Genomic DNA, 25,832 nt, shown 5'->3' with positions numbered 1-25,832 from the left:
AGTCACAATAATGTCCCCACGCACACTTAGCCATTACATGATGTAAGAAACTGGTATATAATTCGTCTGCGGGGTGGAGCAGTCTGGCAGCTCGTCGGGCTCATAACCCGAAGGTCACAGGTTCAAATCCTGTCCCCGCAACCATTTCGAAGCCGCTGATTTCTCGCAAGAGGGTCAGCGGTTTTTTCGTTATGCGCCGTTTATTCCTGTAACTGCCGCGCATACACTACCAGCCGCAAGTGGCGGTCGGCGTCGATCGTCAGCGAAGTATGTTCGTACGTTACGGCGGCGCCATCGAGCGACAGCTGGCGCAGGCCGCTGCAGGGGGCGTGCACTTCGTGCTGGCGCCACCAGCGCTTGAATTCGGGCGAGACTTTTTCCAGTTCTTGCACCAGCGCGTGGATGTCCGCTTCCTGGGTGGCGCGGGCGTAGTCGCGGCGAAAACTCGACAGCATGCGTGGCGCTTGTTCTTCCCAGTCCGCGTAGCGCTCGCGCAGCTGCGTATCGGTGAAGAGGAGCCAGAGCAGGTTACGCCGCTGCGGCGCATGCTGGCCAAAGCCGAACAGGGCGTCGGCGGCGTCATTAAAAACCAGAACATCCCAGCGCAGGTTCAGCACATAGGCCGCGTGCGGCGCCAGGTCGTGCATCAGCCGGCGCACCAGCGGCGGCACCACGCAAAAGGTCTTGCCCGTTTCGGCGGGCGGGCGTGCATGGGCCAGCAGGAACAGGTGGCGGCGTTCGCCTGCATCGAGCCTGAGCACGCGGGATAGATTATCGAGAAAGGCGCTGGAGACGCCGATATCGCGTCCTTGTTCCAGCCAGGTGTACCAGGTGAGGCCGACCCCGGCCAGGGCCGCGACTTCTTCGCGCCGCAAGCCCGGCGTGCGGCGCCGCCCGCTGCTGGGCAGGCCGACTTCTTCGGGCGACAGGCGCGCGCGCCGCGATTGCAGATAGGCGGCCAGTTCATGGCGCGTGCGTTCCAGGGTGCGCATCAGTCTTATCCTGTTGCTATTAGTAATAGCATAAAGTGTTAAATTGTAATAGCTTGGATTGTATTCCAAAATGCGGGCTTCTCTTACCGAAAGCTGCCATGTCCCACTCTTCTCCTGGCTACGCCCAGCCAGCCGCAGCAGCTTCCCGCTTGCCCGCCGCCGTGTACCTGATCGCCCTGGGCGCGTTTGCGCTGGGCATGGCTTCGTATGTGACGGCTGGCTTGCTGCCGCTGATCGCCCCCGCATTCCAGGTGTCGGTGGCGGGCGCGGCGCAGCTGGTCACGGCGTTTACCCTGGCGTATGGACTCGGCTCGCCGGTGCTGGTGGCCGTGCTGCCGGCGCGGCGCCAGCGTTTGGGCCTGCTGGCTGCGCTGGCGCTGTTTACCGTCGCCAATGGCGCCAGCGCCCTGGCCGGCGATTTCAGCTCGCTGCTGGTCTGGCGCGCGGTGGCCGGTATCGGCGCCGGGGTGTATCTGGCCACGGGTATCGCTGCGGCCGCCGCCGTGTGCGGGGCTGGGCAGCAGGGCAAGAGTATTGCCGTCATCATGGGCGGCATGGCCAGCGGCACGGTATTGGGCGTGCCTTTGAGCTTGCTGCTGGCCGAACGGCTGGGCTGGTCCGCTGCCCTGTGGCTGGTCGCAGCCCTGGGCCTGGCGACCCTGATCGGCCTGGCCAGCCGCTTGCCTGCCTTGCCGGCGGCGCAAGAGGTGTCGCTGCGCCGCAAGCTGGCCTTGCTGCGTGATCAAAAGGTGCTGGTGATTTTGCTGGTGTCCTTGCTGGCGGCGATTGCCAGCCTGGGCATGTACACCTTTCTTGCGCCCTTGCTGGCGGGCCGTCCGGTCGCGCCTTTCCTGTGGGCCTGGGGCATAGGCGGCGTGCTGGGCAGTTTCCTGGTGGGGCCGCTGGCGGACAAGGTTCGTGGGCCGATGCTGACGCTGGCTATCCTGGTCTTGCTGTCGCTGGCGCTGCTGGCCTTGCCGCTGGCCGCGTACTGGGGCGCGTGGTGGGCCGTGCTGCCTATTGTGCTGTGGGGCGCAGTGGGCTGGGCTTTGCAGGTGCCGCAAAACCAGCAATTGCTGCAGGCGCGCGCTGCGCAGGGTGATGGCAACCTGGCCGTCGCCCTCAATGAATCGGCGCTGTACCTGGGCAGCGCCATCGCCGCTGCTGCCGGTGGTCTGTTGCTGCTGCTGGACTGGCCCGCCTGGACCCTGGCCGTGGGCGCGGCGGCAGTAGCGGCTTTGGCGGCCTTGCTGCAGCTGACACGGCGGCTTGATTAATTTTCAGGCATGGAATGGAGGGCAGTCTGCATGTCTGCGAACAAAGCTGCTACTGTCCTCGCCAGGAAGTCGGTGTAGCCTTCGATAGCCAGCGTTTTGGCGACCGTAGCGGAGTCGATGAAGCGGACCATCTGTGACTTGAACTCGGTGCTATGGACGATCTCCGGGATTTGGATGATCGCGGACGCCAGCAAGCCGGGGTAGTCGATTACGCCATAGTCCTTGATCTTGGCGACCACGAGTTCCGGCACCAGCCTGGCGCCGCGCCCGGCCATCCATGCCAGGTCCCAAATGTCGCGGTGGCGTATCCTGGCCGAGCCGGGGCCTGCAGGCTGGCCTTGCTTATCGAGTAGCGATGTAGGGAAGGCCAGCACCTTGTCGGCCATGATCTCATCGAGCGACTCCGCGTTGACCAGTAAGGCGTCTCGACCACGCCGCTTTTACCCGTTGTCATCACTGTCATCCGGTTGATGGGAATCTGCGAGATCGCGCCATACTCGGACAGGATAGACTCCAGGCTGACGTAGGAAAGACAAGCCGGGCGCAGCGCCCGCGCGATCTCTTCGGCGACCCAGCGATTCCTGCTCGCAGCCGCTGGGTTCAGGTAGAGCCCCTTGGCCACGCGCTGCAACAGGCCATCGGCCACCATGCGCTGCAGGGACTTTTCCATTGCCTTGCTTTCTTCCTCGGGAAAGAGCTTCTCAATGTCTCGCCTGGGGAGGATATGGATGCCGCGTCGATCAAGCTCGGCAAGCTTTCGGATCAATTCTATTTTCTTCATCAAGCATCCTTTAACCCTCTTCATAGGGTAATCGATTACTTAATGTACTCTCCCGGCATTGAGAAATCAATCAAGTATACTTTTTCCCTATATTTTAGTAGGGTTAAAGTATATTTATTCGGATTTCAATGTTTCAGCGATCTCAAGCGTAATGTAATAACTATGCTCGCTTTGGCGAATTTCCGGCCGGCCCACAGGTTCTGTAGCCGGCACGATAGCTTGATTACTGGCATGACTAGCCACATACTGCAGCTCTTTTGCATCGTCAACGAGCTTATGCCGCACATCACCGATACGCCAGGTTTGCCCGATATTCTTGGCCCCGGCTTGCAAGTCGTCTTTTGCGGCTTGAATCCGGGCGTCGATGCGGCGATCGCCGGCCACCATTTCCTGGGCCGTGGCAACCGCTTCTGGCCGGTGCTGCATCTGGCAGGCTTTACGCCGCAGCAATTGGCGCCGCAAGACGACCATACCGTACTTGATTTTGGCCTGGGCTTGACGGCGGCGGTGGGGCGCCCGACCACGCGGGCCGATCAGGTGGCGAAAGATGAATTTACGCAATCGGCAGCCAGCTTGCTGCAAAAACTGGCGCAATACCAGCCGCAATGGATCGCCTTTCTGGGCAAGGCCGCCTATGCCGCGATGACGGGCAAGCGCCAGCTGGAATGGGGCGAGCAGGCCGAGCGTTTTGGCGGCGCGCGCGTGTGGATATTACCGAATCCAAGCGGCCTCAATCGCGGTTATAGCAAGGAGCAATTGGTGGACGCTTATGCTGAACTGAGGCGCGCACTGAGCTGACGCGCGCGCAGGCGTGGCGTGGCGAAATCGAGAAAGGCGCGCAATTTCAAGGGCAGTGGCGCTTGTCCCTTGTGCATCAGGCTGACGGGCAAGGGTTCGGATTCGAAGTCTTCCAATACGACTTGCAGCGTGCCGTCTCGCAGACCATCCATCACCTGATAGGACAGCACGCGTATCAGGCCTACACCCAGGGTGGCGGCAGCAATCGCCGCATCGACCGTGTTGACGGACAGCCGTGAATGCACGGGCACCGATAGCGGCGACCTGGCCGTACCGAAAACCCAGGCGCGCCGCGATTCCAGCACCTCGAAGCTGATGCAGTCGTGCTTGGCCAGGTCGGCTGGCGTGGCGGGTGTTCCATGCCTGGCCAGATAGGCCGGGCTGGCGCAGATCACGCGGCGCACGGCGCCTACGCGCGCCGCCATGAAGCTGCTATCGGGTAGCTCGCCGATGCGCACGGCTACGTCGATGGGTTCATCCATCAAATGCATGACCCTGTCCGTCAGCACAAGATTAACCTCGATTTCCGGATACTGCGCAAGAAACTCCGCTACCACGGGCACGATGTGCAGCCGTCCGAACACCACGGAGGCCGTCACCGTCAGTTCGCCCTTGGGCGTGGCATATTCACCGCTTGCCGTACGTTCCACTTCGCTGATGTCTTCGAGGATGCGCCGGCAGGCGGCGACATAGGAAGTGCCCGCTTCCGTCAGCACCAGCTTGCGCGTGGTCCGGTGCAGCAGCCGCGTTTTCAAATGTGCTTCCAGCGCCGCCACCTTGCGGCTGACGGTGGCCAGCGGCATGTCGAGCTGGCGGGCGGCTGCCGACAAGCTGCCCGCGTCAACTACCGCCAGAAAAATGTTCATGGCTTCCAGCCTGTCCATGTGTTTCCTCTCAATTTTTGGAAGAATGATTCCTGATATTATGGGATTCTCTTTGTGGGTGCAAGTGCGTAAGCTGGTCTTTCTTCGCCGCGGCATGCTGCTGCAGTGTGAAACCAGTCACCCTGAAAGGAGAGCGCCATGCGCGCCGTTCCCGTTACCCCCCTTGCATCACAGAATGCGCCGTCTGCGCCGCGCGGCAAGATCCTGATGATGGCCGTCATTGCTGGCGCCGTGATCACGAATATTTATTGCACCCAGCCCATCCTGCCCTTGATACAGTCCGGCCTGGGAGTCGACCTGGCGGCTGTCGACCTGGTCGCTGGCGCAGCCTTGCTGGGTTTTGCCACCGGCCTGGCCTTGCTCTTGCCGCTGGGCGACCGCTACGACAGGCGCAAGCTGGTGCTGGGGCAAATTGCGCTGGCGTGCGTGTTTGCGCTGGCGGCTTGCATGGCGCCCGGCATCTGGGCGCTGATCGCCGCCTCGTTTGGCCTCGGCATCGTCAGTTGCGTGCCGCAGCAGCTGGTGCCGTTTGCCGCCCTGATGTCGCCGCCCAGTGAGCGTGGGCGATCCGTGGGAACGGTGGTCAGCGGCATCATGGTCGGCATTTTATTGGGCCGCACGGTGGCCGGCGTGGTGGGTGAGGCCTATGGCTGGCGCGCCGTGTATGGCATGGAAGCGGCCTTCATGATTCCCGTCTGGATCGCGGCGGCCGCCTTGCTGCCCAAGGGCAAACCGACCACCACGCTGTCCTATGGCCGCCTGCTGGCGTCGTTGTGGCCACTGGCCCGCGACCACAAGCCGCTGCGTGAATCGATGATGGTGCAGTCCTTGCTGTGGGCCTGTTTCAATGCCTTTTGGGTCAACCTGGCCGCCTTGCTGGCCAATAGCGCATGGCATCTGGGCAGCGCCTGGGCCGGTGGCTTCGGCATCATCGGTGCGGCTGGCGCCCTGGCCGCGACGCTGGGTGGCAGGGCAGCCGACAAGCGCGGATCGAGCAAGGTCATCGGCGCCAGTATCGGCATCGTGACGCTGTCCTATCTGCTGCTGGCCGGCGCCGAATCTTCGCTGATCCTGCTGATTATTGGCGTGATCGTGCTCGATATTGGCGTGCAATCGGGCCTGGTATCGAACCAGACCCGCGCGTTTGCGGTCGACCCGGCAGCGCAGGGCCGCATCAATAGCCTCTACATGACCGCCACCTTTATTGGCGGCGCCGTGGGCGTGGCCGTCAGCGGCTGGCTGATGGCGCGTTACGGCTGGACCGGCGTGGCTGTCTTTGGCGTAGTATTGGGCTTGTTGGCTGGTTTGATACACTGCACGAATGCGCCTGTGATCATTAACAATGAGGAGCGCACATGAATACGCAATTGAACCTCAAGCAGAACCTCGATAATTTCGAAGATTATTACGCCATGCTGGACGACTCGCACCATGGCCTCGATGAGCGCCAGGGCAAGATGCTGAACGCCGAGCTGGTGCTGCTGCTGTCCAACCATATCGGCGACCTGGCCGTCTTGCGGCAGGCGTTCGCGCTGGCGCGTGTCAACGTTGAAAGAACGTTCTCAGGCTGATATATGCAGGCTGGCCCACAGGTGGGCCGCCAGCATGGTGCGGTGGGGGCGGTACTGGCGCAGCCATTGTTCGGTGCGGGCCATGTCGGGCTTGCTCTCTTCGCCCAGCAGCTTTTGCAGGGCGGCGCGGATGGCCACGTCGCCATGCAGCGAACAGTCGGCATAAGCATAACCGCGCAAGAGGGCGTAATTGACGGTCCACGGGCCGATGCCTTTTACGGCCAGCAGCGCCTGCGAGATGGCTTCCACCTCGCCCGATGCCGGCAGTGCCAGCGATAGCTGGCCGCCATCGACCAGCTGGGCCAGGCGCAGCACGGTGTCGGCCTTGGCGCGCGAGAATTTGCGGCTGGTCAGGTCTTCGACATTCAGCTGCGCCACATCGGCGGCCTCGGGATAGCACCACAAGCCACTGCTGTGGCGGCGGCCAGCCTGCTCGATGAAGGTACGGCGCAAGGCGATGGCGAAAGATAAATTGATTTGCTGGCCGATGATGGCCCAGGTCAGCGCCTCGAAAGGGCTGGCCGATTGGACGATGCGCAAGCCTGGATTCGCTTGCAGCAGGGGCGCGATCAGCGCATCCCTGGCCACCAGCTGCGCAAACGGTGCGGGATCGATGCGCAGGCCCAGGATATTGAGCAAGGCGCCATGCAGCTGCTCGCGCATGCCAGGCGCCTCGTCACCATCGATCTCGGCGCGGCAGCTTGCCTGCGTATCGTCAAACACCACATCGAGCAGCACCGCTGCGCCATCCTGCACGATACCCTTGCGCAGTGTCGTGGGTGTGATCTGTTCCGACAGGGCCAGCGTATCGCGGCCGTGGAAGGCGAGTACATCATCGCGGCGGTAGCCCGCGGGCAGGTTGATAGTCCAGTGCAGCAGGGTCATGGTGGAGAAAAATCAGCAAAGGTAGCAGGGCCAGCGCGGCAGGCGCATCTCGTTTCTTGCGCTCTGTTGGCTGGCGCTGCAAGATATTATCGTTATACTGGCCATTCCACCAGCTGCGGAGGTTCCCATGTCCCACGAGCAAAACACGCACGGCATACCCAAATTCGGCAAGCTGCTGATCGTCCTGTTTCTGGCCGTGGTATTTTGCGGCGCCCTGACCTGGATCATGGGCACCTATTTCCCCGACTTTCCCAAGATTTAAGGTTTGAGCGGTTTCTTCGCCGCCTGCTTGGCCTTCACGTCAGCCACGGCCTTGTTGATGGCGGCCAGGCGCGCGCTGGTGGCGGGGTGCAGGGCGGTGTAGCCGTTGGCGACGCTGGCTGGCGTTTGGGTGGACAGGCGCTGCCAGAAACCGGCGGCGTTGTCGATGTTGTAGCCGGCGCGCGCCAGCAAATAGATCGCCAGGGTGTCGGCCTGCGCATCGAGGTCGGGCGGCATGGCCTTGATGCCGGCGGCGCCTGTCAGCATCGAGGTGTCAGGTTGTACGGCGCCCAGGCTGTCGATGATGCTGCCAGCGGTGCCGGCCGAGCGCTGCGTGCGCGCATGGTCGAGGATATTGTGGGCCATTTCACGGGCGATCACGAAGCCGATGTTTTCATCATTCTGTGCCGCGGCCATCATGCCGCGCGTGAGCAGGATGCGCGCGCCGTCCGAATAGGCATTGACGTTGTCGGCATTGCCCAGGGCGACGCGGAAGGCGCAGGCGCGCGTGACGGGGATGGCCAGTTGCTGCTGTTCGCCCTGGCTGGCGATGGTCATGTTCAGGCTGGCGCTTTTCGAGGCCAGCGGCCCCACGATGGCGCCGAACGGGCCTTCCGCTTTCGGGCCGGTGGGCAGCGGCTTGCCTTCGGCCGCGATCAGGGCGTCGCCCTTGCGCAGGCCGGCGCGGGCCGCGCCACTGCCCGGCAACACGCCAGACACTTGCATCTGTTCGCCATAGCCGAGCGCAGCTTGCGCCGCGTCGGCGTAGACGCCGGGGTAGGAATATTTATTCTGGGCCGTGAAGCCCAAGAGGTTACGCGCGTAGCTCTTGCACAGGTCTGCATTATTGATCAGCAGGGGCGCCGAGACTTTCGACAAGCGGTCTTGCAAGGCCACCATCCTGACCAGCTCTTGTTGCGCCGCCTTTTGCTCCGCCGTGTAGGCCGCTGCCTCTGGCGCCGGCACTACATTGAACGGACCGCCGACCTGCGGTGCAGGCGTGCTGCAGCCGGCGAGAAAAACGGCTGCGGTCAACGGAAGGGCTAATTGACGCAGCAAAGGTTGGGCTGGGATCAGATGGCGTAAGCCTGGCATAAACAGAATCCTTAGTGTTTGCCGGTGCTGCCGAATCCGCCAACACCGCGTTCGCTGTCGCCGAATTCTTCGACGACGTTAAAGCCCACTTGCAGCACCGGCACGATAATCAGTTGCGCCAGGCGTTCCATGGGGTTGAGCGTAAAAGCGCTCTGGCCCCGATTCCAGGTCGAGATCATCAACTGTCCCTGGTAATCGGAGTCGATCAAGCCTACCAGATTCCCCAGCACGATGCCGTTCTTGTGGCCCATGCCGCTGCGCGGCAGGATCATGGCGGCGTAGGCCGGGTCGCCGATGTGGATGGCCAGGCCAGTCGGAATGAGCACAGTCTGGCCAGCTTCGATGGTCAGCGGTTCGTCGATGCAGGCGCGCAGGTCCAGGCCGGCGCTGCCTGGCGTGGCGTAGGCCGGCAACTGTTCTTTCATGCGGGCGTCGAGGATCTTGATGTCGATATTTTTCATTGATGTAAAACGTATAAGGGTTATTTGAGTAGCGAAATCCTGGCGATACGCTTGGAGATTTCCGAAATCAGCTGGCGCGCCAGTTCCAGTTTCGAGGCGCGCGGCAGCACCGTATGGCCATCTTCATCGAACAGGATGATGGTGTTGTCGTCCTGGCCAAAGGTGTTCTGGCCGATATTGCCGACCAACAGGGGGATGCCTTTTTTCTCGCGCTTGGTCGAGCCGAATTCCACCAGGTTTTCCGATTCGGCGGCAAAGCCCACGCAATACGGAAAACCGGATAGATTGGTACGCGCTGCCACGGTGGCCAGGATGTCGGGGTTTTGCGCGAACTTCAGTTCCGGCACGGAGCCGTCAGCCTGCTTTTTCATTTTCTGGTCGCTGGCATTGAGCACGCGCCAGTCGGCCACCGCCGCCACGGCGATGAACACGTGCTGGCCATCGACGTGTGACAGCACGGCGTCGTGCATCTGCTGCGCGCTTTGCACATCGATGCGGCGCACGCCGAAGGGCGCGTCCAGGGCCGTGGGGCCGGAAATGAGCAGCACTTCGGCGCCGGCTTCACGCGCCGCGCGCGCCACGGCATAACCCATCTTGCCCGAAGACAGATTGGTAATCCCGCGCACGGGGTCGATGGCTTCAAAGGTCGGGCCTGCCGTGACCAGTACGCGTCTGCCAGCCAGCAGTTTCGGCTGGAAGGCGGCGATCAGCTCGGCCAGCAGCTGCTCCGGTTCCAGCATGCGGCCCAGGCCTACTTCGCCGCAAGCCTGTTCGCCGGCGGCCGGGCCAAACAGCTGTATGCCATCGTCGCGCAGTTGCTGCACATTGCGCTGGGTGGCCGGGTTCTGCCACATTTCCACGTTCATGGCGGGCGCCACCAGCAGCGGCAAATGGGCCGGGCGGGCCAGGCACAGGGTCGACAGCAGGTCGTCGCACACGCCATGCGCCAGCTTGCGCATGAAGTCGGCCGAACACGGCGCGATCAGGATGGCGTCCGCATGGCGCGTCAAATCGATATGCGCCATATTGTTGTCGATGCGCGCATCCCACTGGCTGGTGTGCACGGGGTGGCCGGACAGCGCCTGCATCGTCACGGCCGTGATGAAGTGGCTGGCCGCATCCGTCATCACCACTTGCACCGAAGCGCCGGCGCGGGTCAGCGCGCGGCACAGTTCGGCCGCCTTGTAGCAGGCGACGCCGCCCGAGAGTCCGAGGACGATTTTTTTGCCTGACAATTCCATGCCGTTCTCCTGCTGGTTTGCTTACTTGTTTACCCGGCGCAGTTCATCGATGATGAACAGGGCCGCGCCGACGCAGATGGCGCTGTCGGCGATATTGAAAGCAGGGAAATGGCCCCAGCTTTTCCAGTGAAAATCGAGGAAATCGACCACGTGGCCATAGACCAGGCGGTCGATGGCGTTACCGAGCGCGCCACCGAGTATCAGCGACAGGGCCCAGCAAAACATGCGCTGGCCGGCGTGCTTTCTGAGCAGGTAGATGATGTAGCCGGCCGCGCCCAGGGCGATGGCCGTGAAAAAGTAGCGCTGCCAGCCGCCCTGGTCGGACAGAAAACTGAACGCGGCGCCCCGGTTGTAAGCCAGCACCAGGTTGAAATACGAGGTGATGACCATTTCCTGCGCATAGCTGAAGGTGCGCTGTATCGTGATCTTGGTGATCTGGTCGAACAGGATGACGATGGCGGCGATGCCCAGCCAGGGAATCAGGGACGATTTTGGTTTCGATGAAAAACGGTTTTTGGTGGCCATATTTTTCCAGGGAAGGTGAAGCCGCCGCTGCCTGGATGGTGGCAGCGGCGGGTGGTCGCGGGGAAGGTGTCAGCCCCGCTTTGTTTTAGGCAAAGCGGCGGGCTTCACCCTTGCCAAACAGATTGCTGACGCAGCGGCCGCACAGGGTCGGGTGCGCGGCATCCGTGCCCACGTCGCTGCGGTAGTGCCAGCAGCGCTCGCACTTCGGCGCGGTGGACGCGGCCACGACCACTTCTTCGGCTGCTTCCTCGAGCACTTCGACAACGCTGGCCTGCGAGGTGATGAAGACGAATTTCAAGTCCTCGCCCAGGGTCGTGAGCAGCTTGTACTTCATAGTCGCGGCCTTGATCGTCAGTTCCGCCTGCAGCGAGGAACCGATGGCGCCCGAGGTGCGCAAGTCTTCCAGCTGCTTCGTCACATCCGTGCGCACGGCGCGCAGGGCCGTGTATTTTTCCAGCAGCGCGTCAGCGTCGGCCACGGCCGGCAGCTGCCACCAGGTTTGCGTGAAGATGGTTTCATCGCTGGCGGCATACGCTTCGGCGCTGGCAAACACGGCCCATGCTTCTTCTGCCGTGAACGACAGGGCGGGCGCCATCAGGCGCAGCAGGCTTTGCGTGATGTGCCACAGGGCGGTCTGCGCGGAGCGGCGGGCGATCGAGGTCAGGCCGGTCGTGTACAGACGGTCTTTCAGGATGTCCAGGTAGAAGCCGCCCAGGTCTTCCGAGCAGTAGGTCTGCAATTTCGACACCACCGGGTGGAACTCGTAGTTCGTGTAGTTCTTCTCGATCTGTTGCTGCAGCGAGGCCATGTTGGCGATCGCATAGCGGTCGATCTCGAACAGCTCGGCCACCGGCACGGCGTCCGTGGTCGGGTTGAAGTCCGAGATATTGGCCAGCAGGAAGCGCAGGGTATTGCGGATGCGGCGATACGATTCCGTCACGCGTTTCAGGATTTCGTCGGAGATCGACAGCTCGCCCGTGTAGTCGGTCGAGGCGATCCACAGGCGCAGGATGTCGGCGCCCAGGGTGTCCGAGATCTTTTGCGGCGCCAGGGTGTTACCGAGCGACTTGGACATCTTCTTGCCTTCGCCATCGACCGTGAAGCCGTGCGTCAGCAGCGCCTTGTAGGGCGGATGGCCGTTCAGCATCGACGACACCAGCAGTGAGGAATGGAACCAGCCGCGATGCTGGTCCGAGCCTTCCAGGTACAGGTCGGCCGGGAATTGCAGCTGCGCCGCGTGCGAACCCTTGCCTTGCGGGCCACCGAGCACGGTCTGGTGCGTGGCGCCGGAATCGAACCAGACGTCCAGCGTGTCCTTGTTCTTGGCGTAGATGGCTGCCTCGTCGCCGATCAGGTCAGCCAGGTCCAGCGTTTGCCACGCTTCGATGCCGTCTTTTTCGATCAGCTTGGCCACTTGTTCCAGCAGTTCCGGCGTACGCGGATGCAGGTCGCCGGTTTCCTTGTGCACGATGAAGGCCATCGGCACGCCCCACTGGCGCTGGCGCGACAAGGTCCAGTCAGGACGGTTGGCGATCATGCCGTGCAGGCGCGCCTGGCCCCAGTCCGGGAAGAACTGGGTGTCGGCGATGCCTTTCAAGGCGGTTTCGCGCAGGGTCGCGCCGCCATCTTTTGGCGTCACGTCCATGCCGGCGAACCACTGCGAGGTGGCGCGGTAGATGATCGGTGTTTTATGGCGCCAGCAATGCATATAGCTGTGGTCGAACATCTTGACTTCGAACAGCGCGCCCGCTTCGCGCAAGGCGTTGCAGATCGGTTTCGAGGCTTCCCAGATGCTCATGCCGCCAAACAGCGGCAGGGTCGAGGCAAATTTGCCGTCGCCCATCACCGGCTTGATGAAATCGTCATCCTTCATGCCATGCGCCTTGCACGACAAGAAGTCGTCGAGGCCGTAGGCTGGCGCCGAGTGGACCACGCCGGTACCGGCTTCGGTGGTCACATATTCGGCCAGGTACAAGGGCGACAGGCGGTCATAGAAGGCGTCGGCCGCGTGCAGCGGATGGCGGAAATTGATGCCGGCCAGGGCTGCGCCATCGCAAGTAGCAATCGTCGTGCCTTCGAGCTTGAAGCGCGCCAGGCTGGCCACGACCAGGTCTTGCGCCAGGATCAGCAGCAATGGCTGGCCGTCACGCTCGGCTTTCACCAGCGCGTATTTGATTTCAGGGTGCACGTTCAGCGCCTGGTTCGACGGGATGGTCCACGGGGTGGTGGTCCAGATGACGATAAAGCCGTTATCGGTCGGCAGCGATGGCAGGCCAAACGCAGCCGCCAGTTTTTCAGGCTCGGCAAATTTGAAGCCGACGTCGATCGCCGGATCGCGTTTTTCCGCGTATTCCACTTCCGCCTCGGCCAAGGCCGACTGGCAGTCGAAACACCAGTTGACCGGTTTCAAGCCACGGTAGACATAGCCTTTTTCCAGCAGCTTGCCCAGCGCGCGCAACTCGTCCGCTTCATTGCCATGCGCCATGGTCAGATAAGGGTTGTCCCACTCGCCCAGCACGCCCAGACGGATAAAATCCTTCTTTTGGCGTTCGACTTGCACATTGGCGTAGGCGCGGGCTTTTTCCAGCACTTCGGCTGTCGGCAAGTTCTTGCCGTGCAGTTTTTCGATCTGGATCTCGATCGGCATGCCGTGGCAATCCCAGCCCGGTACATACGGCGCATCGAAACCTGCCAGCGAGCGCGACTTGACGACCATGTCCTTCAGGATCTTGTTGACGGCGTGGCCCAGGTGGATGTCGCCGTTGGCATATGGCGGGCCGTCATGCAGGATGAATTTCGGACGGCCGGCGGCAGCCTTGCGCACGCGCTCGTAGATTTTCTTGTCCTGCCATTGCTGTACCCACAATGGCTCGCGTTTGGCCATGTCGCCGCGCATCGGAAACGGGGTTTCCGTCATATTGACCGGGTATTTGCTTTCAGGCTTCTTGTTTTGCTTGGGCGTGGCTGGCTTGTTTTGGTCGGACATAATCTTCTTTATTTGTATTGGTGGTTTGCGGCGGCGCGAGCCGCCATGCGACGAATGCGAAGTTGGCCGGGGTCAAATTCGGTCGGTGGCGGTAATGGCGCCGCTGCGCTGCTCAAAATAGGCGCGTGCCTGATTCGAGTCGCGCTGGATGGCGGCCGTCAGGGTAGGCAAGTCGTGGTATTTCTCTTCGTCGCGCAGTTTTTCCAGGAATTCCACGCGCACCAGCTTGCCGTAGCAGGACTGGGCGAAGTCAAACAGATGCACTTCCAGCAAGACGCGGCCACTGTCATCGACGGTGGGGCGCACACCCAGGCTGGCCACGGCGGGCAGCGGCTGTGGCCCCAGGCCATGCACTTGCACGATGAAAATGCCGGACAGGGCAGGGCGGTGCGCCACGCGCAGGTTCAGGGTAGGGAAACCCAGGGTGCGTCCCAGCTTCTGGCCATGGATCACATGGCCGGAAATGGCGTAGGGATGGCCCAGCAGTTGTTGCGCCAGCGTAAAATCGCCATCGGCCAGAGCCAGGCGCACGGCCGACGAGGATATGCGCGTGCTGCCATTCATCACGGTCGGCAAGGTTTCAACGTGGAAACCGTATTTGCGGCCGGCTTCTTGCAACATGGCAACATCGCCGGCGCGCCGGGCGCCATAGCAAAAGTCGTCGCCAACCATCAGCCATTTCACGTGCAAGCCGTCGACCAGCACTTTTTCCGTGAATTCCTGCGGCGTCAGGGACGCGAACTGGGCGCTGAAATGCTCGACGATGACTCTGTCGATACCGGCATTGTCCAGCGATTGCAGCTTGTCGCGCAGGTTGGCGATGCGTTGTGGGGCTCTGGACAGGTCGCCAGCGCGCTGCGCAAAGAACTCGCGCGGGTGCGGCTCGAACGTCATCACGGCCGCTTCCAGGCCGAGTTCGGTCGCCGCCGTACGCACGCGCGCCAGCAAGGCTTGATGACCGATGTGGACACCGTCAAAATTGCCGATGGTCAGCGCGCAAGGCGCGCGTGCCTGGGCATTGGGAAGTCCGCGGAATACCTTCATAGGAATCTGATGAAAAACTGTGCCAAATGGGGGATTATACGGACTGTTTCAGGGATGCACAGCCGTCAAGGCTGGCTGGGTGCTTATTTCACCCCTGAAATAGTAAAAAAGCGTTGCCAGCACGAGGGATGGCAACGCTTTTTGAGTCTTACGCCATGACAGGCGCAGATTGGATTACTTGAGCATTAAAGACCAGTAACGTGCCAGGTCTGCATTGCCGTCCGTGCCTTTGACGGCTTTCAGGGCGGTCAAAGCGTTGGCTTTCTTGCCAGCGACGCCGTAAGCGATACCCAGGTGCAATTGCGCTTCATCCTGATACTTGGCGGTGCCCATTTTCACGGCCTGGTTCATCAGGTCCAGGCCCTTGTCGGCTTGACCATCGGAAACCAGTGCGAAGCCCAGCTTGCTCAGGCTGTCTGCATCTTTCAGCTTGATGAAATCTGCTTCCGACTTGACGGCGTTGGTTTTCAGGTCAGCTTGCGTTTTCAAGGCCAGGTCTTTCAGGCGCTGGTGGCGTGGCGCATCGGCGCCGGTACCCAGGATGCCTTTTTTGTAGCCTTGGTCGATGATTTTCAGCGCTTCGCCAGGATTGCCAGCTTGCAGGGCCAGCTGGCTCAGTTCCATGTATTCGGAAGCTTTGGTGAACAGGCCGTTGGCCAGGCGCAAACGCTGTACGTCCAGGCCCAGGCGTTGCGAGAAGCCTGGCTTGCCGGAAACACGGTTCAGCAGGTCAGCCCAGTAGCTAGGCTTGGGATAGCTGCTAGCCAGTTTTTCCAGGGTTGCTACATAGCCAGCCTTGTCATTTTGCTTCAACTGGATGTTGGCCAGCATTTGCAGGCTGGCTTCCGAGTTGCCGCCACGGGCTTGCAATTCTTTGGCCGCTGCAGCGTAATTGCCGCTCGAGTAGTAGGCCTGGATAAGGTAGTCGCGGGTTTGTGGATCTTCCTTGTCTTTCAAGGAGCGGTTAAACCAGGTAATGGCGTTAGGCCAGTCCTTGGCGCGGTAGTACATGCCGGCCAGGCCTTGCGTGAATTTTGGGGCTTCGGCGGCGCTCAGGCGGCCGGAATTGATGACGGCTTCGAAAGCCTTGATAGCGGTAGCGTTATCGCCGGCGCCAGCAGCGGCCGAAGCGCGTACGCGTTCGATCTGGTAGCTTTCAAAGGCGGTTTTGCCGCCGACGCTGTCTGCTTCGCGCAGTTTGGCCAGCGCTTCCTTGTTTTTTCCGCTGCTAACAAGTTTTTGTGCTTCTTGCAGTGGTTTGCCCACTTCGGCACGCACGGTGTCCGCGGCGTATGCCAGCGAGCCCAGGCCGATTACGGGAGTTGCTGCGGTAAAACCGATAGCGGCCATGACGAGGCCGAGATGAGCGAGACGAAACTTGGACATGAGAAAGTCTTTCAGTAAAAAGCGAATAGGCAGGAAGTCCTGCCTATTCGGATGTAAAGAGAACCTGATTGCTGCAGCTTACTGGAATTGCTCGTTGCCGACCAGACCGATTTTGGTCACGCCCAGACGCTGTGCCGACGCCATCACACCAGCGACGACTTTGTATTCGGCCAGCTTGTTCGGACGCAGATGCACTTCCGGCTGGTCCGCTTGCGCGGCAACGTTGCTCAGTTTGGCTTCCAGCGAGGCACGGTCAGGAACGACCTGGTTGTCCCACAAGACAGTACCGTCAAAATCGACATCGATCGTGACGACCACTGGTGGTGCTGTCGGTGGCGGAGGATTGCCGACCGGCATGTTCAAGTTCACCGAGTGGTTTTGTTTAGGAATTGTGATGATCAACATGATAATCAGCACCAGCATCACATCGATGAGGGGCGTCATATTCAGTTCCATCATTGGTTCCGGATCCGCGTTAGGCGAACTACCCGAACCGACATTCATACTCATAGTATTTCCTTTAAGAAGTCCAACGAAGTGCCGGGCGAGACAACCGCCCGGCAAGCTCCCGGCACTGGCATCCCTGTATTGCCAGGATGCCATGCTCAGTCGCTATCAGCCTTTGTCAGGTGGTTCGGTGATGAAGCCGACCTTCTGGATACCGGCACGTTGGGTCGTGAAAATAACCCGGCCGATCGATTCGTAGCGTGCTTCCTGGTCGCCACGAACATGTACTTCCGGCTGCGGTACTTTCACTGCTTCAACTTTAAGATAATCGAACAATTCGTTCGTATCTTTCAGTCTTTTCTGGCCCAGATAAATCTCACCATCTTTATTGACAACGATGTTGACATTATCAGGCTTGCTTTGAAGCGCTTGGTTGGCCTCGATCGGCAGATCGATTTTCTGCAATTTGAGGACAACCGGACTAGTGATCAAAAAGATGATCAGCAAAACCAACATGATGTCGACGAGCGGCGTCGTGTTGATTTCTGACATCACTTGATCTTCTCCGCTATCGGAGCCGACGGACATCGACATGATTCTTACCCGATCTTTTTAGCGCCGGCTGCGCGGCCAGCTTCGCTGGTCGACATTGCGCCGGAGATCAGTACCGAGTGAACGTCGGCGCTGAACGAGCGTACATCTTCCATTGCGGTTTTGTTACGACGAACCAACCAGTTGTAACCCAGAACGGCAGGAACAGCGACCAGCAGACCGAAAGCGGTCATGATCAGTGCTTCACCAACTGGACCTGCAACTTTGTCGATCGATGCGTTACCGGTCATGCCGATGTTGGTCAGCGCGCCGTAAATACCCCAAACGGTACCGAACAGACCGATAAACGGTGCGGTCGAACCTACGGTTGCCAGGAACGACAAGCCATCTTGCAGACGCGATTGAACTTTGTCCGAAGCGCGCTGGATCGACATCGTCACCCAGGTCGACAGGTCGATTTGTTCCAGCAGGGCGCCGTCATGGTGAGCCGTTGCCTTGGTACCCGATTCAGCGATGAAGCGGAATGGCGAGCCTTCAGCCAGGGTTGCCGAACCAGCAGCGATCGAAGGTGCTTTCCAGAATTTGGCAGCGGTTTCTTTCGCTTGCTTGAAGATCTTCATTTGATCCAGCAGTTTGGTGATGATGATGTACCAGCTGCCGATCGACATGATGGCCAGGATGATCAGGGTAGCACGTGGAACGAAGCCGCCGTCCCACACTGCCGACAGGCCGAACGGGTTGTGGACTTCTTCGGTTTTGGCTGGAGCTGCTGCGTCGGCTGCTGGTGCTGCTGCGTCAGCCGCTGGCGCTGCTGGTGCTGCTGCAGCGTCTGCCGCTGGAGCCGAAGCTGCTGCCGATGCTGGCGCGTCAGCGAATGCTGGTGCTGCTACCAGAGCGGTCGTAGCGGTGACGGACAACAGAACCGCGGCAAAAAATGCGGACAAACGGGTATTCTTAAACATGCTTCCTCCAAAATTAAAAATAACAGATCGCTGAACGTAATGACAACGAAATCACAGTGTGAGACAGGGGATAACTGTCTCGGGTTTTAATCCAGCGACCAAACGTATTGCATTTGCTGCCAGCCTTGTTCCGGCTTGCCGTCGACTGTTGCCGGTTTGAATGTGCAGCGGCTGATACCTTGTACTGCTGCACGATCCAAATCTCTGAAGCCGCTCGATTTCACGACTTTAGAATCTGCCACTTTGCCATCCACACCGATCAGGAACGACAGTGTCACCACACCGGTTTCCTCATTGCGCTGCGACGACTTCGGATACTGCGGTTTATCGCAGACGCTGAAGTCAACCACGGCCGGTGTACGTACCGATTTGGCTGGTCCAGGAGTTGGCGCTGGCGGTGCAGGCGGTGCTGGCGGTGCCAATACATTGGTGGCTGGCTTCACGGTAGTAGCGTTCGCAATCACGTTCTGTTGTGGTGGCGGCTGCTGTACGTTCACCTCGACTGGCGGAATGAATGGCGGCGGTGGCGCTTTCATTTCTGGCGGCGGTGGTGGCGGTGGAAGATCCTGCGGAGGAGGCGGTTTGACTTCCTCGATAATCTTGGTTTCAACCGGTTCCATCATTTTAGTGACCAACCGCTTGCCCAACCCCGTCGCGATCCCGTAAGCCGCGAGAACGTGCAGCAGGACAACGATAGTGATGCCTGTGTAGTTCTTGGGACTTTTCTCGTTCGAAAAATTCATGCCTGCTTTCTCCAAATACCATCTCTGTCTTGCAACTGAACCCCAAAATGACGACACAAAGCTCCAGCCGTATCCGGGACGTCGCCGAATTATACATACGAATTCTTTATTTTACACAGATTTTTAACGCCTAAAACCGGTTAAATTTTTGACGCTTTTGTGCCCTGAAAACGTACTTGCTTATGCCATCTTTGCACGCTTTCGGACATAAAAAAAGGCGGTCTTATCGGTTTTTTACAGCCTCGCTTGACTAACACTGAGAAGTTCTCCGATGCGTCGATATTGCGGAATTATATTTCGCCATATCCAATATGGAAACTGTTAAATTTGGATAGAATTCTTTCTTTTTGATAACATTTTTCTACGGAACCAGACCACTTAAGGTTTGCACTGCACCAAATGGGTGCGATTAGCGGGCTCGGCGGGCAAAAAAAAGCGGCTGATCGGAGGTCCGCGCAGCCGCCAGGCCATATTTATTTCTTATGTACTTATTCAATAGGCATGCATATAAGAAAACAAACCGGTTTGCACCACGATCAGACACGCACGGCGGGGTCGTCGCGCCGGTTGCGTTTCTCGCGCCGGCAGTTCAATGTGGCCGTGACCGTACCCTGCGGATCGACCGTATCGAGGTGTACATCAAAACCCCACAGCCGGGCCACGTGCTTGAGCACTTCGTTTGCCTGCTGATTCAGGGGACGGCGTTGGAATTGCGTGTGGCGCAGTGTTAATGCCCGGTCATCGCGCGTATTGACGGACCACACTTGTATATTAGGTTCGCGGTTGCCCAGGTTGTATTGCTCGGCCAGTTGCTGGCGTACATAACGGTAGCCAGCATCGTCATGGATGGCGGAAATGGCCAGTTTTTCATTCTTGTCATCATCGAGCACGGCAAAGAAGTGAAATTCGCGTATCAGCCGGGGTGACAAATACTGGGCGATAAAACTTTCATCCTTGAAGTTACGCATGGCAAAGTCCAGGCTCTTGCGCCAGTCGCTGCCGGCCAGTTCGGGAAACCAGGCCCTGTCTTCGTCGGTGGGGTGTTCGCAGATGCGGCGGATATCGCTCATCATGGCAAACCCCAGCGCGTAGGGATTGATGCCGCTGTAATAAGGACTGTCGATGGGCGGCTGGTAGACCACGTTGGTATGGCTCTTCAGGAATTCCATCATGAAGCCATCGCCCACCACGCCTTCGTCGTACAGCTGGTTCAAGATGGTGTAGTGCCAGAACGTGGCCCAGCCTTCGTTCATGACCTGGGTTTGCCGCTGCGGATAGAAATACTGGGATATCTTGCGCACGATGCGGACCATTTCGCGTTCCCACGGTTCCAGCAGCGGTGCGTATTTTTCAATGAAGTACAGCAGGTTTTCCTCGGGCTCGGGCGGAAAGCGGGGCACCGCCTTGCGCTGATCATCCTCGTCATCGTCTTCCTCGCGGCGCGGCAAGGTGCGCCACAGCTGGTTGATCTGTGATTGCACGTATTCCTCGCGCTCTTTCTGGCGCGCGTACTCCTTGGCCATCGACAGCTTGGCCGGCCGCTTGTAGCGGTCCACGCCATAGTTCTGGATTGCATGGCAAGAGTCCAGCAGCAATTCCACCGCTTCCACGCTGTGGCGCTGTTCGCATTCGCTGATGTAGTTCTTGGCAAACACCATGTAATCGATGATGGCGTCCGCATCGGTCCAGGCGCGGAACAGATAATTGCCCTTGAAGAAGGAGTTATGCCCGTACGCCGCATGCGCGATCACCAGCGATTGCATGGTCAGGCTGTTTTCCTCCATTAAATAGGCGATGCACGGGTTGGAGTTGATGACGATTTCATACGCCAGGCCCATCTGTCCCCGCTTGTAGCTTTTCTCGGTAGAGAGAAAATGCTTGCCGAAAGACCAATGGTTGTACGAGACGGGCATGCCGACCGAGGTGTAGGCATCCATCATCTGCTCGGCCGTAATGATTTCCAGCTGGTTCGGATAGGTGTCCAGGCCGAACTGCTGGGCGACCCGGCGGATTTCTTCGTGAATCTGCTCGATCAGCTCGAAAGTCCATTCCGATTGCTCGGGCAGGGCGTTGGCATGGCGCAGGCGCACGAAGGGCTCGCCCGGGGTATTGCTGGCGCGGTCAAAGGCTGCACTCATCATTTCACCTGTTTTTTGAACAGTTCGCGGAAGACCGGATAGATATCGGCCGGCGTGACGATCTTTTGCATGGCGAAATGGGCGTGATGCTCGAGCACGCCCGCATATTGCTCCCACAGGTTTTGCTGCGGGCCGTCGGTGATCTCGACGTAGGTGTAATACTGCACCTTGGGCATGATGGTGTTGATCAGCAATTGCCGGCACAACAGGGAATCGTTATCCCAGTTATCGCCGTCCGACGCTTGCGCCACATAGCTGTTCCATTGCCCGGCGCCATAACGCTCATCTATTATGGTGTTGAGCAAATTGAGCGCCGACGACACCACCGTGCCGCCCGACTCGCGCGAATTGAAGAAATCATGCTCGTTGACTTCCGAGGCGGCCGTATGGTGGCGGATGAAGACCACTTCGATCTTGTCGTAGACGCGCTTGAGGAATAGATACAGCAAGATGAAAAAGCGCTTGGCCGTATCCTTGCGCGACTCATCCATCGAGCCCGAGACATCCATGATGCAAAACATCACGGCCTGCGTCATGGGCTTGGGCACCTTGATGCGGTTGCTGTAGCGCAAGTCGAACGGGTCGATGAAGGGGATCGCCAGCAAGCGCGTGTGCAAATGATGAATCTGGCGGCGCAGTTCGGCCACCAGCGGATCGTTTTCCGGCGCGCCCTCGTGCAGCAAAGTGGCCAGGTCTTCTTCGGCCTGCGCCAGTTGCTTGCGGGCGCCGCCGCCCACGGCGATGCGCCGGCCCAGCGCGCCGCGCAGGGAGCGCAGCACATGGATGTTGGACGGCGTGCCCGACATATTGTAGCCGGCGCGCTGGTTCTTGAATTCCGTGGTGGCCGTCAACTGGGTTTTCACCATGTGCGGCAATTCCAGGTCTTCAAAGAAGTAATTCATGAATTCTTCGCGCGACAGCTCGAAGATGAAATCGTCTTCCGACGTTTCATCGCTATTGCCGGCCTTGCCGCGCCCGCTACCGCCACCGCCTTTGGGGCGCGCGATCTGGTCGCCCTTCAGGTATTCCTTGTTGCCGGGATTGACGACTTCCCACACGCCGCCATGCGCATGGCCAAATGCGGGTTCGCCCACGTCCTTGACGGGGATGCTGACCTTTTCGCCATTTTCAACGTCCGTGATCGAGCGCCCCTTGATGGCGCGCCCCACGGCATCCTTGATCTGGCCTTTGTAACGCCGCAAGAAGCGCTCGCGGTTGACGGCGGACTTGTTCTTGCTCTGCAAGCGCCTGTCGATGAGGTAAGTCAAAGGGTGCCTCCTTAGCTTGGGTCTTGCGCGGCCCCGCCATGCAGGGCCGCGCCCGCTGCCTTATGACGACTTGCGTACCCGCAAATACCATTCGCATAACAGGCGTACCTGCTTGGCCGTATAGCCTTTTTCCACCATGCGGGCCACGAAGTCGGCGTGCTTGTTGGCATCGTCGGCGCTGGCCTTGGCATTGAAGGAAATCACGGGCAGCAATTCCTCCGTATTCGAGAACATTTTTTTCTCGATCACGGTGCGGAACTTCTCGTAACTGGTCCAGGCTGGATTCTTGCCGCCGTTGGACGCCCGCGCACGCAAACCGAAGTTGACGATTTCATTGCGGAAGTCTTTCGGATTCGAAATGCCGGCCGGCTTCTCGATCTTTTCCAGCTCGTTGTTCAGCGATTCGCGGTCGAAACTTTCGCCCGTGTCCGGATCGCGGTATTCCTGGTCCTGTATCCAGAAGTCGGCAAACGTGACATAGCGGTCAAAGATGTTTTGCCCGTATTCGGAATAGCTTTCCAGGTAGGCGGTCTGGATTTCCTTGCCGATGAATTCCACGTAGCGCTGCGCCAGGTGCTCTTTAATATAGGAGAAGTAGCGCTGCTCCAGTTCTGGCGGGAATTGTTCGCGTTCGACCTGCTGCTCCAGTACATATAAGAGGTGCACCGGATTGGCGGCTACTTCCGTGTTGTCGAAGTTGAAGACCTTGGACAATATCTTGAAGGCAAAGCGGGTCGACAAGCCATTCATGCCTTCGTCCACGCCCGCGTAATCCACGTATTCATGCATGGACTTGGCTTTCGGGTCCGTGTCTTTCAGGTTTTCGCCATCGTAGACCAGCATTTTGGAAAAGATGCTGGAATTCTCGGTGTCTTTCAGGCGCGACAGGATGGCGAACTGCGCCATCATGCGCAGGGTGCCGGGCGCGCAGGGTGCCTTGAACAGCGAAGAATTGGCCACCAGCTTGTCGTAGATCTTGATTTCATCGGACACGCGCAGGCAGTACGGCACTTTGACTATATAGATGCGGTCGAGGAAAGCTTCATTGTTGCGGTTGTTTTTAAAGGTCTTCCATTCCGATTCATTCGAGTGGGCCAGGATGATGCCGTCGAAGGGAATCGCGCCGAAACCTTCGGTGCCCTTGTAATTGCCTTCCTGGGTGGCCGTCAGCAAAGGGTGCAAGACCTTGATCGGGGCCTTGAACATTTCCACGAATTCCATCAAACCCTGGTTGGCCAGGCACAGGCCACCCGAATAGCTGTAGGCGTCCGGATCGTCCTGGGCGTAGTCTTCGAGCTTGCGGATATCGACCTTGCCGACCAGCGAGGAAATATCCTGGTTGTTTTCATCGCCCGGTTCCGTTTTCGAGATGGCGATCTGTTTCAGCACGGACGGGTAGCGCTTGACGACGCGGAACTGGTTGATGTCGCCATTGAATTCATGCAGGCGTTTCACGGCCCAGGGGCTGGGGATGTTGCGCAGATAGCGGCGCGGGATGCCGTAGTCTTCTTCCAGGATGGTGCCGTCTTCTTCTTCGTTGAACAGGCCCAGCGGCGACTCGTTGACGGGCGAGCCTTTCAGGCAATAGAAGGGCACATGCTCCATCAGCGACTTGAGTTTTTCTGCAATCGACGATTTGCCGCCGCCAACCGGCCCGAGCAGATACAGGATTTGCTTGCGCTCTTCCAGGCCTTGCGCGGCGTGGCGGAAATACGAGACCACTTGCTCGATCACTTCCTCGGTGCCGTAAAAATCGCGGAAGGCGGGGTAGATCTTGATCACCTTGTTGGCGAAGATGCGCGACAGGCGCGTGTCGTTGCGCGTGTCGACCAGCTGTGGTTCGCCGATGGCGGCCAGCATGCGTTCGGGTGCGCTGGCATAGGTCAGCTTGTCCTTCTTGCATAAGGCCAGATATTCGGTGAGCGACATTTCCTCTTCCCGGGTGCGCTCGTAACGTGCTGCGTAGTTGTCAAAAATGGTCATGTCACTGTCCTTTAATGAATATGTCAACCTGCCAGTCACCATGTCAGCCCGCCTGGCAATTGCCTGGCCTCGCCGCCTGTGTTTGTTTTACCCCTGTCATCGATTTTTATTGTTTTTCCAAGCCCGGCTGTCTTTGCAAGTCCGGATTGCCCGGACCAAAAAACTGGCGCTTGATACCGATGCTGGCGTGGCCAGCCGGTTCTTTTTGTCATGTGTCAAGAGCGCTTGTTGCACCTGCCTTTACCCCATGAAATTAATTATTGCTCTAAAGGATCAGGAAGTCAAAAGATATGTCGTAATATCCTTAATACTTGTGTGTAAATTCTTGATTTAATTGGATAAATCTAAAAATTTTCCAGCGCTTTTAATGAACTTTTTACTGCTTCTGTAATCATCATACGACAATTCACGCGCGTGTGCCGACGCTGTCATCGGCGATGGCTACGCGCATCTTGCGCTACACTGCCATCATCTTTTTCTACGCACTATATTAAGGAATACCACCAATGATGAATCCGCAATTGCGCGCGATCGTACGCGGCATGCCGAAAGCCGAACTGCATATCCATATAGAAGGTTCGCTGGAGCCCGAATTGATTTTCGCACTGGCCGAACGCAATGGCGTACCGCTCGGTTATGAATCGGTGGAACATTTGCGCAGCGCCTATGCCTTTACGGATTTGCAGTCCTTTCTCGACATTTATTATGCGGGCGCAAGCGTGCTCTTGAAGGAGCAGGATTTCTACGACATGACGCACGCCTATCTGCTGCGCGCCGCAGCGGACAATGTCTTGCACACGGAAATTTTCTTCGACCCGCAAACGCATACGGCGCGCGGCGTGCCGATGGCCGACGTGATCAACGGCATCCACCGCGCCTGCCAGGATAGTCCCGTCAGCGCTACGCTGATCCTGTGCTTCCTGCGCCACCTGAGCGAGGAAGAAGCGTTCGAGACCCTGGAAGACGCACTGCCGCAGCGCGACAAATTCATCGGCGTGGGTCTCGATTCTTCCGAAGTGGGCAATCCACCCGAGAAATTTTCGCGCGTGTTTGCCCGTTGCCGCGAACTGGGCTTGCACCTGGTGGCCCACGCGGGCGAGGAAGGCCCGCCAGCCTACATCCGCACGGCGCTTGACGACTTGCTGGTGGAGCGTATCGACCATGGCGTACGTTGCCTGGAAGATGCAGAACTGACGGCGCGCCTGGCGCGCGAGCAGATCGCGCTGACCGTGTGCCCGCTGTCGAACACCAAGCTGCGCGTGTTTGACCAGATGCATGACCATAATCTGCTGCAATTGCTGGAAGCAGGCTTGCTGGCAACGGTGAATTCGGACGACCCGGCTTATTTCGGCGGCTATATGAACGACAATTTCGAGGCCGTGTTTGACGCCTTGCCGCTGGGCCTGGCGCATGCCCAGCGTTTGGCACGCAATGGTTTCATTGCCGCCTTCTTGCCGCGGGAACAGAAAGAAGCTTTCCTGGCCAGCGTCGACGCCTATTTCGCCCAGCATGCTGCCGCCAGCAGCTCCACTCAATAACTGAAGACCTCGCC

General features: G+C 59.2%; 25 protein-coding genes, 1 tRNA gene and 1 pseudogene. 8 read left to right on the top strand and 19 right to left on the bottom strand.

Annotated features, from left to right (window positions below; translation table 11 throughout):
- Window positions 1–67: 67 nt before the first annotated feature.
- A tRNA-Met gene (locus HDE72_RS16285) sits at window positions 68–144 on the top strand.
- 56 nt (window positions 145–200) lie between these two features.
- Here HDE72_RS16285 and HDE72_RS16280 read toward each other — a convergent pair.
- Entirely contained in the window at window positions 201–992 is a 792-nt protein-coding gene (locus HDE72_RS16280) for a helix-turn-helix transcriptional regulator (protein ID WP_183742775.1), read from the bottom strand.
- A gap of 98 nt (window positions 993–1,090) precedes the next feature.
- Here HDE72_RS16280 and HDE72_RS16275 point away from each other — a divergent pair, with 98 nt between their 5' ends.
- Window positions 1,091–2,269, top strand: a complete 1,179-nt coding sequence (locus HDE72_RS16275; RefSeq protein ID WP_183742773.1) for an MFS transporter — start codon at window positions 1,091–1,093, stop codon at window positions 2,267–2,269.
- On the opposite strand, the gene HDE72_RS16270 is transcribed toward HDE72_RS16275, so the two are convergent.
- Together HDE72_RS16270 and HDE72_RS28080 are read right to left on the bottom strand one after the other, a co-directional pair.
- A complete protein-coding gene (locus HDE72_RS16270) occupies window positions 2,266–2,655 on the bottom strand; it encodes a nucleotidyl transferase AbiEii/AbiGii toxin family protein (protein ID WP_183742771.1) in 390 nt (129 codons plus the stop codon). The genes HDE72_RS16275 and HDE72_RS16270 overlap by 4 nt on opposite strands.
- A gap of 41 nt (window positions 2,656–2,696) precedes the next feature.
- Window positions 2,697–3,050: pseudogene (locus tag HDE72_RS28080) on the bottom strand (type IV toxin-antitoxin system AbiEi family antitoxin); the annotation flags it as partial.
- Window positions 3,051–3,281: 231 nt separating this feature from the next.
- On the opposite strand from HDE72_RS28080, the gene mug reads away from it, so the two are divergent.
- Window positions 3,282–3,848 carry a G/U mismatch-specific DNA glycosylase gene (gene mug, locus HDE72_RS16265; RefSeq protein WP_260176740.1) on the top strand — a complete coding sequence of 189 codons (567 nt, stop codon included), beginning with the start codon at window positions 3,282–3,284 and terminating at the stop codon, window positions 3,846–3,848.
- Here the strand turns inward: mug and HDE72_RS16260 are convergent.
- Window positions 3,818–4,732 (bottom strand): LysR family transcriptional regulator, encoded by a 915-nt coding sequence (locus tag HDE72_RS16260; protein ID WP_183742769.1) that lies wholly within the window; start codon window positions 4,730–4,732, stop codon window positions 3,818–3,820. The genes mug and HDE72_RS16260 overlap by 31 nt on opposite strands.
- A 138-nt stretch (window positions 4,733–4,870) precedes the next feature.
- Between HDE72_RS16260 and HDE72_RS16255 the strand changes: the two genes are divergently transcribed.
- Entirely contained in the window at window positions 4,871–6,091 is a 1,221-nt protein-coding gene (locus HDE72_RS16255; protein ID WP_183742767.1) for an MFS transporter, read from the top strand.
- Complete coding sequence (locus HDE72_RS16250) at window positions 6,088–6,303, top strand: DUF2783 domain-containing protein (protein WP_183742765.1); 216 nt, start codon at window positions 6,088–6,090, stop codon at window positions 6,301–6,303. Before HDE72_RS16255 ends, HDE72_RS16250 begins: the two co-directional genes overlap by 4 nt.
- Here HDE72_RS16250 and HDE72_RS16245 read toward each other — a convergent pair.
- Complete coding sequence (locus tag HDE72_RS16245; protein ID WP_183742763.1) at window positions 6,295–7,188, bottom strand: DNA-3-methyladenine glycosylase 2; 894 nt, start codon at window positions 7,186–7,188, stop codon at window positions 6,295–6,297. The genes HDE72_RS16250 and HDE72_RS16245 overlap by 9 nt on opposite strands.
- Before the next feature lie 127 nt (window positions 7,189–7,315).
- Between HDE72_RS16245 and HDE72_RS27785 the strand changes: the two genes are divergently transcribed.
- Window positions 7,316–7,450 (top strand): hypothetical protein, encoded by a 135-nt coding sequence (locus tag HDE72_RS27785; RefSeq protein WP_260176739.1) that lies wholly within the window; start codon window positions 7,316–7,318, stop codon window positions 7,448–7,450.
- Here HDE72_RS27785 and HDE72_RS16240 read toward each other — a convergent pair.
- The 14 genes from HDE72_RS16240 to HDE72_RS16175 all read right to left on the bottom strand — a co-directional run bounded on the left by HDE72_RS16240 (window position 7,447) and on the right by HDE72_RS16175 (window position 24,280).
- Window positions 7,447–8,484 (bottom strand): M48 family metallopeptidase, encoded by a 1,038-nt coding sequence (locus HDE72_RS16240; RefSeq protein ID WP_260176738.1) that lies wholly within the window; start codon window positions 8,482–8,484, stop codon window positions 7,447–7,449. The genes HDE72_RS27785 and HDE72_RS16240 overlap by 4 nt on opposite strands.
- 71 nt (window positions 8,485–8,555) lie before the next feature.
- A complete protein-coding gene (gene dut, locus HDE72_RS16235) occupies window positions 8,556–9,005 on the bottom strand; it encodes a dUTP diphosphatase (protein ID WP_183742758.1) in 450 nt (149 codons plus the stop codon).
- A 20-nt stretch (window positions 9,006–9,025) separates the two neighbouring features.
- Window positions 9,026–10,246, bottom strand: a complete 1,221-nt coding sequence (gene coaBC, locus HDE72_RS16230) for a bifunctional phosphopantothenoylcysteine decarboxylase/phosphopantothenate--cysteine ligase CoaBC (RefSeq protein ID WP_183742755.1) — start codon at window positions 10,244–10,246, stop codon at window positions 9,026–9,028.
- 21 nt (window positions 10,247–10,267) lie between these two features.
- Window positions 10,268–10,771 (bottom strand): signal peptidase II, encoded by a 504-nt coding sequence (gene lspA, locus HDE72_RS16225; RefSeq protein WP_183742753.1) that lies wholly within the window; start codon window positions 10,769–10,771, stop codon window positions 10,268–10,270.
- Between the two features lie 85 nt (window positions 10,772–10,856).
- Window positions 10,857–13,757, bottom strand: coding sequence for an isoleucine--tRNA ligase (gene ileS / locus HDE72_RS16220; protein WP_183742751.1), 2,901 nt, complete (start codon window positions 13,755–13,757; stop codon window positions 10,857–10,859).
- Window positions 13,758–13,829: 72 nt separating this feature from the next.
- Complete coding sequence (locus HDE72_RS16215) at window positions 13,830–14,801, bottom strand: bifunctional riboflavin kinase/FAD synthetase (RefSeq protein WP_183742749.1); 972 nt, start codon at window positions 14,799–14,801, stop codon at window positions 13,830–13,832.
- A 174-nt stretch (window positions 14,802–14,975) separates the two neighbouring features.
- A complete protein-coding gene (locus HDE72_RS16210) occupies window positions 14,976–16,187 on the bottom strand; it encodes a tetratricopeptide repeat protein (protein WP_183742747.1) in 1,212 nt (403 codons plus the stop codon).
- 78 nt (window positions 16,188–16,265) lie between these two features.
- Window positions 16,266–16,697 (bottom strand): ExbD/TolR family protein, encoded by a 432-nt coding sequence (locus HDE72_RS16205; RefSeq protein ID WP_183675622.1) that lies wholly within the window; start codon window positions 16,695–16,697, stop codon window positions 16,266–16,268.
- A gap of 105 nt (window positions 16,698–16,802) precedes the next feature.
- Window positions 16,803–17,228 carry an ExbD/TolR family protein gene (locus HDE72_RS16200; RefSeq protein WP_183675623.1) on the bottom strand — a complete coding sequence of 142 codons (426 nt, stop codon included), beginning with the start codon at window positions 17,226–17,228 and terminating at the stop codon, window positions 16,803–16,805.
- 5 nt (window positions 17,229–17,233) lie between these two features.
- Window positions 17,234–18,148: a MotA/TolQ/ExbB proton channel family protein gene (locus HDE72_RS16195; RefSeq protein ID WP_183742745.1), complete on the bottom strand. Its 915-nt coding sequence runs from the start codon at window positions 18,146–18,148 to the stop codon at window positions 17,234–17,236.
- Between the two features lie 86 nt (window positions 18,149–18,234).
- Complete coding sequence (locus tag HDE72_RS16190) at window positions 18,235–18,891, bottom strand: energy transducer TonB (RefSeq protein ID WP_183742743.1); 657 nt, start codon at window positions 18,889–18,891, stop codon at window positions 18,235–18,237.
- Window positions 18,892–19,427: 536 nt separating this feature from the next.
- Complete coding sequence (locus HDE72_RS16185) at window positions 19,428–21,032, bottom strand: SpoVR family protein (RefSeq protein WP_260176736.1); 1,605 nt, start codon at window positions 21,030–21,032, stop codon at window positions 19,428–19,430.
- Window positions 21,029–22,297: a YeaH/YhbH family protein gene (locus HDE72_RS16180; RefSeq protein WP_183742742.1), complete on the bottom strand. Its 1,269-nt coding sequence runs from the start codon at window positions 22,295–22,297 to the stop codon at window positions 21,029–21,031. The genes HDE72_RS16185 and HDE72_RS16180 overlap by 4 nt, the downstream gene beginning before the upstream one ends.
- A gap of 60 nt (window positions 22,298–22,357) precedes the next feature.
- Window positions 22,358–24,280: a PrkA family serine protein kinase gene (locus tag HDE72_RS16175; protein ID WP_183742740.1), complete on the bottom strand. Its 1,923-nt coding sequence runs from the start codon at window positions 24,278–24,280 to the stop codon at window positions 22,358–22,360.
- Here HDE72_RS16175 and HDE72_RS16170 point away from each other — a divergent pair.
- Both HDE72_RS16170 and HDE72_RS16165 read left to right on the top strand, forming a co-directional pair.
- Window positions 24,279–24,614: a hypothetical protein gene (locus HDE72_RS16170; RefSeq protein ID WP_183742738.1), complete on the top strand. Its 336-nt coding sequence runs from the start codon at window positions 24,279–24,281 to the stop codon at window positions 24,612–24,614. The two genes, HDE72_RS16175 and HDE72_RS16170, sit on opposite strands and share 2 nt — an antisense overlap.
- A 172-nt stretch (window positions 24,615–24,786) precedes the next feature.
- A complete protein-coding gene (locus HDE72_RS16165) occupies window positions 24,787–25,818 on the top strand; it encodes an adenosine deaminase (protein ID WP_183742735.1) in 1,032 nt (343 codons plus the stop codon).
- Window positions 25,819–25,832 lie beyond the last annotated feature (14 nt).

The organism is Janthinobacterium saanense (genome assembly GCF_014200675.1).
Taxonomy (GTDB): domain Bacteria; phylum Pseudomonadota; class Gammaproteobacteria; order Burkholderiales; family Burkholderiaceae_D; genus Janthinobacterium.
This window is presented reverse-complemented; position numbering and strand designations above follow the sequence as displayed.

What these genes read in the sequence shown, in the direction of transcription:
- HDE72_RS16190 (WP_183742743.1), bottom strand. Translation starts at nt 18,891, where the DNA reads ATGAATTTTTCGAACGAGAAAAGTCCCAAGAACTACACAGGCATCACT.
- HDE72_RS16205 (WP_183675622.1), bottom strand. Translation starts at nt 16,697, where the DNA reads ATGAGTATGAATGTCGGTTCGGGTAGTTCGCCTAACGCGGATCCGGAA.
- HDE72_RS16250 (WP_183742765.1), top strand. Translation starts at nt 6,088, where the DNA reads ATGAATACGCAATTGAACCTCAAGCAGAACCTCGATAATTTCGAAGAT.
- HDE72_RS16200 (WP_183675623.1), bottom strand. Translation starts at nt 17,228, where the DNA reads ATGTCGATGTCCGTCGGCTCCGATAGCGGAGAAGATCAAGTGATGTCA.
- HDE72_RS16280 (WP_183742775.1), bottom strand. Translation starts at nt 992, where the DNA reads ATGCGCACCCTGGAACGCACGCGCCATGAACTGGCCGCCTATCTGCAA.
- HDE72_RS16170 (WP_183742738.1), top strand. Translation starts at nt 24,279, where the DNA reads ATGTCACTGTCCTTTAATGAATATGTCAACCTGCCAGTCACCATGTCA.
- coaBC (WP_183742755.1), bottom strand. Translation starts at nt 10,246, where the DNA reads ATGGAATTGTCAGGCAAAAAAATCGTCCTCGGACTCTCGGGCGGCGTC.
- HDE72_RS16270 (WP_183742771.1), bottom strand. Translation starts at nt 2,655, where the DNA reads ATGGCCGACAAGGTGCTGGCCTTCCCTACATCGCTACTCGATAAGCAA.
- HDE72_RS16260 (WP_183742769.1), bottom strand. Translation starts at nt 4,732, where the DNA reads ATGGACAGGCTGGAAGCCATGAACATTTTTCTGGCGGTAGTTGACGCG.
- HDE72_RS16175 (WP_183742740.1), bottom strand. Translation starts at nt 24,280, where the DNA reads ATGACCATTTTTGACAACTACGCAGCACGTTACGAGCGCACCCGGGAA.
- HDE72_RS16165 (WP_183742735.1), top strand. Translation starts at nt 24,787, where the DNA reads ATGATGAATCCGCAATTGCGCGCGATCGTACGCGGCATGCCGAAAGCC.
- HDE72_RS16215 (WP_183742749.1), bottom strand. Translation starts at nt 14,801, where the DNA reads ATGAAGGTATTCCGCGGACTTCCCAATGCCCAGGCACGCGCGCCTTGC.
- HDE72_RS16245 (WP_183742763.1), bottom strand. Translation starts at nt 7,188, where the DNA reads ATGACCCTGCTGCACTGGACTATCAACCTGCCCGCGGGCTACCGCCGC.
- ileS (WP_183742751.1), bottom strand. Translation starts at nt 13,757, where the DNA reads ATGTCCGACCAAAACAAGCCAGCCACGCCCAAGCAAAACAAGAAGCCT.
- HDE72_RS16195 (WP_183742745.1), bottom strand. Translation starts at nt 18,148, where the DNA reads ATGTTTAAGAATACCCGTTTGTCCGCATTTTTTGCCGCGGTTCTGTTG.
- HDE72_RS16275 (WP_183742773.1), top strand. Translation starts at nt 1,091, where the DNA reads ATGTCCCACTCTTCTCCTGGCTACGCCCAGCCAGCCGCAGCAGCTTCC.
- mug (WP_260176740.1), top strand. Translation starts at nt 3,282, where the DNA reads ATGACTAGCCACATACTGCAGCTCTTTTGCATCGTCAACGAGCTTATG.
- HDE72_RS27785 (WP_260176739.1), top strand. Translation starts at nt 7,316, where the DNA reads ATGTCCCACGAGCAAAACACGCACGGCATACCCAAATTCGGCAAGCTG.
- HDE72_RS16255 (WP_183742767.1), top strand. Translation starts at nt 4,871, where the DNA reads ATGCGCGCCGTTCCCGTTACCCCCCTTGCATCACAGAATGCGCCGTCT.
- HDE72_RS16185 (WP_260176736.1), bottom strand. Translation starts at nt 21,032, where the DNA reads ATGATGAGTGCAGCCTTTGACCGCGCCAGCAATACCCCGGGCGAGCCC.
- lspA (WP_183742753.1), bottom strand. Translation starts at nt 10,771, where the DNA reads ATGGCCACCAAAAACCGTTTTTCATCGAAACCAAAATCGTCCCTGATT.
- HDE72_RS16210 (WP_183742747.1), bottom strand. Translation starts at nt 16,187, where the DNA reads ATGTCCAAGTTTCGTCTCGCTCATCTCGGCCTCGTCATGGCCGCTATC.
- dut (WP_183742758.1), bottom strand. Translation starts at nt 9,005, where the DNA reads ATGAAAAATATCGACATCAAGATCCTCGACGCCCGCATGAAAGAACAG.